Origin of the sequence: Streptomyces sp. MB09-02B (assembly GCF_033794485.1) — a bacterium.
Taxonomy (GTDB): Bacteria; Actinomycetota; Actinomycetes; order Streptomycetales; family Streptomycetaceae; genus Streptomyces.
On sequence record NZ_JARGEE010000325.1, the window covers coordinates 1 to 10586 of the forward strand.

Genomic DNA, 10586 nt, shown 5'->3' on the forward strand with positions numbered 1-10586 from the left:
TATCCGAACGGACCCGCCCTCCCCTGGCCCGTCCAGTATGACGGCCTATCTGCCGACTTTGTACGGTGCCGGGCGGGAGCCGGGGCCGAGCCGTGACATGGCGCGGAGGATGTGTTTGGGCGGGAGTTGCCAGCGCAGACGTGCGGGAACACAGCGCAGGAAGGTTCCGGTGAGCCGCAGGCGGCGGGTGACCACGGCGGGTGCGGGGGCCGGTCTGCCGTACAACTCGTGGGCGTACGGCGGCAGGGAGGCGTACGCCAGGTTCGCCACGCGCCGCCACAGTGCCTCGCGCGCCGGTACGAGCAACGGGTGCGTGGGCGGCCGCCGGAGGAAGTCGTCGACCTCCCGTGCCTCGGGTCCGGCCGCGAGCTCGGGCCGCACCCGCGTGAAGTAGGCCGCCAACTCCGCCGTGTTCCCTGGTACTTCGGCAGGGTCGAGGCCCACCAGGCGGGCACTGACGCGGTGTTCACCGACGTACCGGTCGGCGGCGGCCTCGGTGAGGGGGTAGCCGGAGCGGCGCAGGATGTGGAGGTAGGAGTCGATCTCCGCGCAGTGCACCCACAGCAGCAGCTCGGGCTCGTCGACACCGTACCTCTCCCCCGTGTCCGGATCCGTCGCCGAGAGCATGCGGTGGATCTTCCGGACGCGGGCGCCGGCGTGTTCGGCGGCCTCCGTGGTGCCGTACGTCGTCGTGCCGACGAAGCTCGCCGTGCGCAGCAGCCGGCCCCAGGCGTCCCTGCGGAAGTCGGAGTTCTGCGTGACGCCGCGCACCGCGCGCGGGTGCAGGGCCTGGAGGTAGAGCGCGCGGACCCCGGCGATCCACATGACGGGGTCGCCGTGGGCCTGCCAGGTCACGGAGGCCGGTCCGAACAGGCCGGGGTCGCGCGGGGCGGGGTGAGCGGGGGCATCCACCCCGCCAGTGTGACCGGGCTCGACAGTCGACACCAGGGCCACGTTCGCTGCTCTGTGTGCCGGGTGGGACTACCAGGCGGCCAGTGAGCCGTCCGTGTTGCGCCAGACGGGGTTGCGCCAGCGGTGGCCGCGTTCGGCAGCGGCGCGGACCGCGTCCTCGTCGATGGTGATGCCGAGACCGGGCGCTGTCGGGCGGTCGATGTAGCCGTCGCGGAACGTGAAGGGTGTGGTGTCGGCGAGGTAGTCCAGCAGGCCGCCGCTGTCGCCGTAGCCGATGCCCAGTGCCTGTTCCTGGATGAGGAAGTTGGGGATGGCGAAGTCGAGTTGCAGGCTGGCGGCGAGGGCGATCGGGCCGAGCGGGCAGTGCGGTGCCACCAGGACGTCGTAGGTTTCCGCCATCGCGGCGATCCGGCGGGTCTCGGAGATGCCGCCGGCGTGGCTGATGTCCGGCTGGGCCACGGCGATGCCGTCGGAGAGCACCGAGCGGAAGTCCCAGCGCGAGTAGAGCCGTTCGCCGGTGGCGATGGGGATCGAGGTGGAGCGCACCACGGCGCCGAGGTCCCCGGAGAACTCGGGCAGCACGGGCTCTTCGACGAAGAGCGGCAGGAGCGGCTCCAGGAAGGGGAGCACACGGCGGGACATCGCGCCGCTGAACCGGCCGTGGAAGTCCAGCGCCAGGTCGCGCTCCGGCCCGATGGCCTCGCGGACCGCGGTCACTCCGGCCACGATGGCATCGATCGCGGCGGGTGTGGCGAGGGGCTCCAGCTGGCCGCAGGGGTTGAGCTTGACCGCCGTCATGCCCTTGGCGACCTGCGCGGCCGCCGACTCGCCCAGTTCCTCGGGGGTCTCGCCGCCGACCCAGCCGTAGACGCGCACGCGGTCGCGCACGTGGCCGCCGAGGAGTTGGTGGACCGGGACGCCGTGGGTCTTGCCGGCGATGTCCCACAGTGCCTGGTCGATGCCGGCCAGGGCGCTGTTCAGGACGACGCCGCCCCGGTAGAAGCCGCTCTTGGCGAGCACCTGCCAGTGCTCCTCGATCCGGGCCGGGTCCTGGCCGAGAAGGTAGTCGAACATCTCCTCGACGCAGCGGGCGACGGTGTGGGCCTTGCCCTCGACTATGGGCTCGCCCCAGCCGGAGATGCCCTCGTCGGTGTCGACGCGCAGGAAGAGCCAGCGCGGTTCGACGAGGAAGAGCTCGTATCCAGTGATCTTCATGGGAGGGACCTCCGGGTCCTGTGCGGGGTGCGGCCATGCGCGGGGAAATGCCCTCCCGAGAGAGGGGAGGGGTCATACGCGGGGGCTTGCTGTGCGGCGCGTGCGGCGGGGTGTCCGCTCGGTGTGTCGCGGCGCTCGGGTCGTTCTGGGGGCAGGCGGGGCGGCCGGTCGCCTACTCCTGGGAGCTGATGCTGCGGCCACCGTCCACGAGCAGGTTCTGGCCGGTGACGAAAGCGGCGTCCTCGGAGGCGAGGAAGGCCACGGCGGCGGCGATGTCCTCGGGGGCTCCGAGCCTGCCGGCGGGGGTGCGCGCGGCGGTCTGCGCCTTGTACTCCTCGGGCGTCTCGGCCCACAGGGCGGTGACCACGGCTCCGGGCAGGACGGAGTTGAACCTGATCTGGCCTCCGTACTCGACGGCCAGCTGGCGTACGAGGGCGTCGATCCCGCCCTTCGCCGCCGCGTACGCGGGGAAGCCCTTGAAGCCGATGGCCGCGTGCACGGACGAGGTGATCACGACCGCGCCCCCGGCCGTTCTCAGCAGGGGCACGGCGGCCCGGACGCCGTAGAACACGGAGTCGAGGGAGAGGCGCAGCTGGTCGTGCCAGCCGGTGTCGTCCAGTTCGTGTGCCGCCGCGGGCAGGTTCCGGCCGGCGTTGAGATGGAGCACGTCCAGGCGTCCCGCCCAGGACTCCGCCTCGGCGACGGCCGCGGCCCACTCCGCCGGCGAGGTGACGTCGAGCCGCCGGTCCCGCGCCCGTCCGCCCCCGGCGCGGATCTCCTCGGCCACGCGCCGGGCGCCTTCGGCGTCCACGTCGGTGACCATGACGGACGCGCCCTCCGCCGCCAGCCGGTGGGCGGTGGCCGCCCCGATCCCGGAGGCGGCCGCGGTGAGCAGGGCCGTACGGCCGGTGAAGCGCGCCGGTACGGCGACGGTCATGGCGTTCCTCCTCGTGCTGCCGGTCCGGCCGTGGAGCCGCGCAGCACCAGCCGCGGCTCGGTCGGTACGACGACGTCTCCTGTCGGCTTGCCCTCGATGGTGGCCACCAGGGCGTCCACCGCGGCGGTCCCCAGTTCGTGCAGGGGCATCGCGACGGTGGTCAGCGGTGGATTGAGGTGCGCGGCCACGGGCAGGTCGTCGTTGCCGACCACGGAGACGTCTTCCGGGATACGGAGGCCGAGGTCGCGGATCGCGGCCATGGCGCCTATCGCCTGCGCGAGGGAGCTGGTGCAGAGCGCGGTGACGGGTGGCCGCCCGTCGCCGTCGGCGGGGCGCAGCAGCTCCCGCGCGGCGGACCCGCCGCCGTCCTCGGTGAAGTCCCCGGACGCGACGGGTGCCGCGTCCAGCCCGAGTGTGCCGGCGTACCGGAGGAACGCCTCCTTGCGGACCTCGCTGGGGGTGATCCCGGGGGGACCCGCGATGTGGCCGATCGCGCGGTGGCCGAGGCCGTGCAGGTGGTCGAGTGCCGTCACGCTGGAGCGGGCGACGTCCATGGTGACGTTGCGGCCGGATCCCTCGACCGAGCGGTTGAGGAAGACATGGGGGACCGCGCTGCGGCTCAGCGCGTCCAGCAGGGGGTGACCCGGGCGGGCCGAGGCGATGAGCAGTCCGTCGACCCTGCCTTCCTGGACCAGGTCGTTGAAGGACTCGTCGGCCTCCTGCCCGTCGAAGTCCTCGGCCAGCAGGGAGAGGTAGCCCAGCTCGCGGGCCCGCTGGTAGGCGCCGCGGGCGATGGTGACGTACGTGGGGTTGGCGAGGGCCGGGATCAGCAGGGCCAGCGCGTGTGTGTTGGCTCCCGCCAGGGCCCGGGCCCCGGAGTGAGGCCGGTAGCCGAGCGCCTCTGCGGCCTCGTGGACACGCCGGCGGGTCTCCGGCCGTACGGACAGGTCCTGGCGGCCGTTGAGCACTTTGGACACGGTGGCCTTGGAGACCCCGGCCGCGTGTGCCACATCCACGAGCTTGGCCCGGACGGGCTGTTCCGGCACGTGCTCCCCCTCTCGGCGGGCGTCGCCCTGGTCCGCCGTGCGGGATTCGGAGTGACGCGTTCTGGCCTCTTGACACCTTCTGGAAACGCAACTTAACGTTCGCGAAAGTTTCAGTCAACCGGTTTCCTCAGACGGAAATAAGCGATATATCTGAGCAGAAGCCACGAAACCGGTCATATCGATATGACTAGATGTCGGCCACAGCTGACTGCCCGTCAGCCGTGGTCGAGGAGTCACATCGGGCTCGCCGCGTACGCGACCACCGTCGCACTCACGGTTCCCTGGCACCCGTGTGCGCACTGTCCACGCAGGCAGGCGCACCCGGCGCAGGACGTCTCGCCCACCCCCGAGCAAGCCGGTGCACCGCCGGCCACCGAGCTCGCCCGTTCACCTCTCGCGGCAGCCCTCATGCCGCCATGGACTCCGCCCCACGCCCCGCAGCCGCCGCACGCCCCGCCACGAAAGGCAATTCGCATGCCCATGTCAACACCCCTCGACAGACGGCGCTTCCTCGCCCTCTCCGCCGGAACCGCGGTCGCCGCGACCGGGCTGTCCGCCTGTGCCGGCTCCGTCGACAACGGCACGAGTGGATCCGGGAGCGGCAAGACGACGCTCACCGTGATGACGGTGGAGAACGAGTGGGACAAGAAGACCCTCAAGGCCGCGGAAGAGTCGCTGGGGATGAACCTCAACGTCATCATCTGGGACGCCACCAAGCTCAACGCCATGCTGGCCGCCAAGAACCCGCCGGACGTGGTCCGCGGCTTCGGCGCGACCGAGACCCCGTACTTCGCCGCCCGCGGTCTGATGACGGACCTGGACCCGTACTTCGCCAAGAGCTCGGTGCTGAAGGACTCGGACCTCGACCCGGTCAACGACGTGTGGCGCTACGACGGCAAGAAGCAGGGTGCCGGACCGCGCTACGGCATGGCGAAGGACTACTCCCAGGACTCCATGTTCTGGTACCGCGCCGACCTGTTCGAGGCCGCCAAGCTGGACGCGCCCGGCGAGACCGAGCCGATCTCCTACGACGAGTGGCTGGACCTGGGCAAGAAGCTGGTCAAGCGCCGCCTGGGCAAGGTGAAGGTGTACGGCCTGAACGCCACCGGCATGGGCGTCTTCCCGCAGCTCATGGGGATGACCGCCTCCGCCGGCGGCAGCCTGTTCGCGGAGGACCTGGCCACGGTGGACTTCTCCTCCCCCGAGGCGCTCAAGGCGCTGCGCTGGTACCTGGACTACGCCAAGGCCGACATAGGCCCGAACGTCGTCAACCCCAACCCGGACGGCTGGGACGGCCCCACCTACCAGGCCAACCGGATGGCGATGAGCTGCAACGGCTACTGGTTCGGCGGACTGATCGGCGCCGACGCCAAGCTCGCCGAGGTCTCCCGCTTCGCGCCCGCGCCGCAGTTCGGCGGCAACCGCGTCAGCTCCTGCTTCGGCGCCACCGGCTTCTGGATCCCGAGGGACGCCAAGAACAAGGACGCGTCCTGGAAGTTCTTCGAGTGGTACTTCGGCGGCAAGCCCGCCCAGGACCGGGCCGCCAGCGGCTGGGGCATCCCCTCCCTGAAGTCGCTGCGCGCGAACATGCCGCAGACCAGCGCCTTCCAGAAGCAGGCCTTCCAGGTGCAGGAGCAGGAGCTGCCGCACTTCTCCGTCCTCAGCTTCACCCCGTACGCCCAGCAGGCCGCCCTGGAGGGCGTGCTCACCAAGGTCCTGCCGGGAGCCGTGAAGTCCGGGACGTCGGCGGGCAAGGTCGCCGACACGCTCAACTCCCGGATGAACGAGCAGCTCGCCCAGGGCAAGGAGCTCGTGGGGTGAGTACCGGACAGATCACCGCGCCGGGCGCGCCGTCCCCCTCCGGGGAGACGGCCGCCCGGCCCGGGCCCCGCACCCCCGGGCGCGCCGGCCGTCGGCGCACCTCGCTGACCACCCGCCGGGCCTTCTCCTTCTACGTGTTCGCGGGACCCTGGGTGCTGGGCTTCCTCACCCTGACGGCCTTCCCGCTCGGCTACGCGCTGTGGCTGAGCCTGACCAACTCCGACGGGTTGTCGAACAACTCCCGCTTCGTCGGTCTGGACAACTACCGGGAGGTCCTGTCCGACCCGGAGGTCCTGTCCTCCCTGGCCCGCACAGGCGTCTTCACCGCCATCACCGTGCCGCTGAGCATCGCGGCGGGGCTGTTGCTCGCGGTGCTGGTCAACCAGCCGGTCCGGGCCCGCGGGCTGTTCCGCACCCTGCTGTACCTGCCCGCGGTCGTGCCGCCGGTCGGCGCCGCCCTCACCTTCAAGCTGATCTTCGACCGGGACTCGGGCGCCGCCAACGGCGTCCTCGACGCCCTGAACATCAACGGTGTGAGCTGGCTGATGGACCCCTACGCCCGCTGGGTCCTGATCACCCTGATGCTGTGGGGCTGCGGCAACGCCATGATCATTTCGCTGGCGGGGCTCCAGGACATCCCCAAGGAGCTCCACGAGGCCGCCCGCATGGACGGGGCGAACGCCTGGCAGTCCTTCATCAAGATCACCGTCCCGATGCTCTCCCCGGTGCTGTTCTTCCAGGTCATCACCGGCATCATCGCCGCCGTACAGAGCTTCCTGCCGCTGCTGATCTCCCTCGATCCCACCCCCAGGGGCGTCTCGGCGGTCCCCGAGGGCAACTACCTGTTCATGATCCACGTGTTCGCCCAGTACTTCGCCAACGGCCGCTACGGATACGCCTCGGCGATGCTCTGGGTGCTGTTCCTGATCATCGTCGCGATCACCTTCCTCGTCTTCAGGCTCAGCAAGGGCGCGGTCTTCTACTCCGTCGCCCCCGAGCCGGACAAGCCTTCTCGCCCGCGCACGATCGGAGGCAAGTGATGGTGTTCCCCCGCAGAAGTGCCGTCTACGTATTGCTGGTCGGCGCCGTCGTCCTCTTCCTCGGCCCGTTCGCCTGGCTGGTGGAGACCGCTCTGAAGGCTCCCTCCGAGCTGCGCGCGCTGCCCATCCACTGGTGGCCGCACCACCCCACCCTGGGCAACTTCCGGGACGCCCTGACCCAGATCGACTACCTCGGCTACGCCCGCAACTCCCTGACGATCGCCACCCTCTACGCCGTCCTGGTCACCCTGGCCTCGGCGTGGGCGGGCTACGGCTTCGCCCGGCTCCAGGCGCCCGGGAAGCGGCTGATCTTCTCCGTACTGCTGTCGACGATGATGCTGCCGCAGGTCCTCACGCTCATCCCGACCTATCTGCTGTTCGCCAAGATCCACCTCACCAACACCTATGTGCCGTGGGTGCTGTGGGGCCTGTGCGGCGCCCCGTACCTGATCTTCCTGTTCCGGCAGTTCTTCTCGAACATGCCCAAGGAGCTGGAGGAGGCCGCGATCGTGGACGGCTGCGGGCAGATCCGCATCTTCTGGCGGATCTTCCTGCCGCAGTCCTGGCCGGTCATCGCCACCAGCCTGATCCTCTCCTTCAGCTGGACCTGGGGCGACTACATCGCGCCCGCCCTGCTGCTGGACGACGCCCACACCACGCTCGCGGTCAAGCTCGCCTACGGCTACGTCAACGAGCACGGCTCACCGCTGCCGAACCTGGTCGCCGCGGGCGCCGTGATGTACGTGGTCCCGGTGCTGGCGCTGTTCCTCATCGTGCAGCGGGGCTTCGTCACCGGCTCCGCCACCTCCGGGCTCAAGTAGCCCCCGTCCAGCAACGCACCTCGCAGCAAAGGAACTTCGCATGACCGACACCCAGTCGACCGCCATACCCCTTGCGGCGGTGGGGTCATGACGGAGCGTCCCGCCCTCACCCCGCAGCTCGGCCGGACACGGGTCATGGCCATCCTCAGGTCGGCCGACGCCTCCGCCTTGCCCGCCGTGGCCCGGGCCCTCGCGTCCGGTGGCATCACCTGCCTGGAGATCACCCTCACCACCGCCGGAGCGCTCGACGCGCTGGCCGCCGTCCGGGCGGAACTCGGCCCCGACGTCGCGGTGGGCGCCGGCACCGTGATCACCGGCGACCAGGCCAGGGACGCCCTGGCGGCGGGAGCGGAGTTCCTGGTCGCCCCCGTGGTGGACACCGCCGTCGTACGGAACGCCGCCGACAGGGGCGTGCCGTGCTACCCGGGCGCCTGGACACCGACCGAGGTGTCCCAGGCGTGGCGGGCGGGCGCCGCCGCCGTCAAGCTGTTCCCCGCGGGCACGGGCGGTCCCGCCCACCTGCGCCAACTGCGAGCCCCGCTGCCCGACATCCCCCTCGTCGCCGTCGGCGGCGTCGGCGTCGACGAGGCGCGGGACTACCTGGACGCGGGCGCCCGCGCGATCGGCATCGGCTCCCCGCTGCTGCGCGGGGCGGACCGGGAACCGACGCCGCAGGCGCTGGACGCCCTCACCACGAGGGCGCGCACCCTGCTGGACGCGGTACGGGTCACCGCACGGGCCGGGGAGGCGAGCGCGTGAACACCTCCTCACCCCCACCCGGCGTGCCCTACCTCGTCACCCTCGGCGACGTGCTCGCCGTCATGGCGGCCCGGGAACCCGGCCCGTTCGCGCTGGGCACGACACTGCGCCTGGGCATCGCCGGCGCGGAGTCCAACGTCGCCGTCGGGGTCAGCCGACTCGGCGGAGCCGCGACCTGGATCGGCCGGGTGGGCGACGACGAACTCGGCGAACTCGTCCTGCGGGAACTCCGGGCCGAAGGAGTCACCACGGTCGCCGTGCGCGACCCCGCCCCCACCTCCCTGCTGCTGAAGGAACGCCGCACCTCCACGCACAGCCGTACGCGCTACTACCGCGCCGACACGGCCGGAGCCCGGCTGACCGCCGACGACATCCCCGAACACGTGGTCGCGGGGGCGGCGGTCCTGCACATCACGGGCATCACCCCGGCGCTCGGGAAGGGCCCCGCCGCGGCCGTGACCCGGGCCGTCGACATCGCCGCGGATGCCGGCGTGACCATCTCGCTGGACGTCAACTTCCGTTCCCTGCTGTGGAGCGAGGCCGAGGCCCGGGCGATCCTGCTGCCTCTGCTGCGCAGGAGCGACCTGGTCTTCGCCGGACCGCACGAGGCAGCTCTCATGGTGCCCGGCGCCGACGGACCGGAGGAACTCGCCCAGGGCATCTGCGACCTGGGACCCGGCGGGGCCGTGATCAAGGTCGGTGCCGACGGGGCGTACGCCCTCATCGACGGAAAGCCCCACCGGCAGCCCGCCGTCGCGGTCCAGGTCCACGACTCGGTGGGCGCGGGAGACGCGTTCGCCGCCGGGTACCTGGCCGAACTGCTCGCCGGAGAGCCCCCGGAGCGGCGGCTGCAGACGGCGGCCCTGCTCGGCGCCTTCGCGGTGAGCACCGCCGGCGACTGGGAGGGCCTGCCCCGGCGCTCCGAACTGGGACTGCTCGACCACCACGACGACAACGTCCGCTGACACCCCCTTCCGCCCCGGCACAGCGACTCTCAGGACCACCCATGCCCACAAGCCCCTCCACCGGCGCGATCCCCCTCCTCACCGGCTCCTACACACCGGACTCCGGCGGGGAAGGCCCCGGCATCGCCGCGCTGCTCCTCGATCCCACCACCGGCCGTACGACGTACGACGACGAGGTGAAGCCGCTGCACGTCAGCGGCGCCTCCTTCCTGGCCGCTCACCCCTCGCTCGACGTCGTCTACAGCACCAACGAGACCGAGACGGGAACCGTCAGCGCCGTCGCCCGCGCCGACGACGGCACCCTGGCCCCGCTGGGCGACCCGATGAGCAGCGGCGGGGCGAACCCGTGCCACCTCACCGTCCACCCGGGCGGCGAGTGGCTGCTGACCGCGAACTACGGCAGCGACACCGCGCCGGGCACGGTCGCGGTGCACCGGCTCGGCGTGGACGGACGGCTGCTGGAGCCGACCGATCTCGTCGTCCACCAGGGGTCGGGACCGGTCGCCGGACGGCAGGAGGGCAGCCACGCCCATCAGGTACTCGTCGACCCGGCGGGCCGTTTCGTGCTGGCCACCGACCTGGGGGCGGACGCGGTGTTCACCTACCGGCTGAGCACCCTCACCGGAACCCTTGAGCGGATCGCGGTGAATCCGATGAGTGCGGGATCCGGCCCCCGCCACCTCGCCTTCGCCCCCGGCGGCGACCTGGTGTTCAGCGCCGACGAGCTGTCCTCGACCGTCACCTGCCACCGCTACGACGCCAGCACGGGCGTCCTGACGGCGCTCTCCTCCGTACCCGCCACGACGGCCGAGAGCGTCGTCAACCAGCCCGCCGGAATCGTCGCCTCCCCCTGCGGACGCTTCGTGTGGGTGACCAACCGGGGCGCGGACACTGTCGCCGCGTTCCGCCTCACCGGCACCACGCTGGAACCGCTCGGCGAGGTCCCGGCCGGCGGCACATGGCCCCGCGGCCTCGCCCTGGCGGACGGTCATCTGCTCGTCGCCAACCAGCACAGCGGCACGCTCGCCGCCCTGCAAATCCAGGACGACGGCACCCTCACCCAGCCCCAC

Annotated in this window: 10 protein-coding genes; 6 read left to right on the plus strand and 4 right to left on the minus strand. The window is 71.5% G+C overall.

The window, feature by feature from the left end; translation table 11 throughout:
* Window positions 1-45: 45 nt before the first annotated feature.
* From P1P70_RS32805 to P1P70_RS32820, 4 genes are all read right to left on the minus strand, one after another.
* Window positions 46-912, minus strand: coding sequence for an oxygenase MpaB family protein (locus tag P1P70_RS32805; protein WP_319244271.1), 867 nt, complete (start codon window positions 910-912; stop codon window positions 46-48).
* Window positions 913-981: 69 nt separating this feature from the next.
* A complete protein-coding gene (dgoD, locus tag P1P70_RS32810; protein WP_319244273.1) occupies window positions 982-2127 on the minus strand; it encodes a galactonate dehydratase in 1146 nt (381 codons plus the stop codon).
* A 172-nt stretch (window positions 2128-2299) separates the two neighbouring features.
* On the minus strand, window positions 2300-3064 hold the full coding sequence (locus P1P70_RS32815; RefSeq protein WP_319244275.1) for an SDR family NAD(P)-dependent oxidoreductase: 765 nt from the start codon (window positions 3062-3064) through the stop codon (window positions 2300-2302).
* Entirely contained in the window at window positions 3061-4110 is a 1050-nt protein-coding gene (locus P1P70_RS32820) for a LacI family DNA-binding transcriptional regulator (RefSeq protein WP_319244277.1), read from the minus strand. Before P1P70_RS32820 ends, P1P70_RS32815 begins: the two co-directional genes overlap by 4 nt.
* 474 nt (window positions 4111-4584) lie before the next feature.
* Between P1P70_RS32820 and P1P70_RS32825 the strand changes: the two genes are divergently transcribed.
* From P1P70_RS32825 to P1P70_RS32850, 6 genes are all read left to right on the plus strand, one after another.
* On the plus strand, window positions 4585-5931 hold the full coding sequence (locus tag P1P70_RS32825) for an ABC transporter substrate-binding protein (RefSeq protein ID WP_319244279.1): 1347 nt from the start codon (window positions 4585-4587) through the stop codon (window positions 5929-5931).
* On the plus strand, window positions 5928-6971 hold the full coding sequence (locus tag P1P70_RS32830) for a sugar ABC transporter permease (protein ID WP_319244281.1): 1044 nt from the start codon (window positions 5928-5930) through the stop codon (window positions 6969-6971). The genes P1P70_RS32825 and P1P70_RS32830 overlap by 4 nt, the downstream gene beginning before the upstream one ends.
* A complete protein-coding gene (locus tag P1P70_RS32835; RefSeq protein ID WP_319244282.1) occupies window positions 6971-7792 on the plus strand; it encodes a carbohydrate ABC transporter permease in 822 nt (273 codons plus the stop codon). Before P1P70_RS32830 ends, P1P70_RS32835 begins: the two co-directional genes overlap by 1 nt.
* 87 nt (window positions 7793-7879) lie before the next feature.
* Window positions 7880-8551: a bifunctional 4-hydroxy-2-oxoglutarate aldolase/2-dehydro-3-deoxy-phosphogluconate aldolase gene (locus tag P1P70_RS32840; RefSeq protein ID WP_319244284.1), complete on the plus strand. Its 672-nt coding sequence runs from the start codon at window positions 7880-7882 to the stop codon at window positions 8549-8551.
* The gene (locus P1P70_RS32845; protein WP_319244286.1) at window positions 8548-9516 is read left to right on the plus strand and encodes a sugar kinase; all 969 of its coding nucleotides are present in this window, start codon (window positions 8548-8550) and stop codon (window positions 9514-9516) included. The genes P1P70_RS32840 and P1P70_RS32845 overlap by 4 nt, the downstream gene beginning before the upstream one ends.
* A 41-nt stretch (window positions 9517-9557) precedes the next feature.
* The coding region (locus tag P1P70_RS32850) for a lactonase family protein (protein ID WP_319244288.1) at window positions 9558-10586 on the plus strand (1029 nt) is incomplete at its 3' end.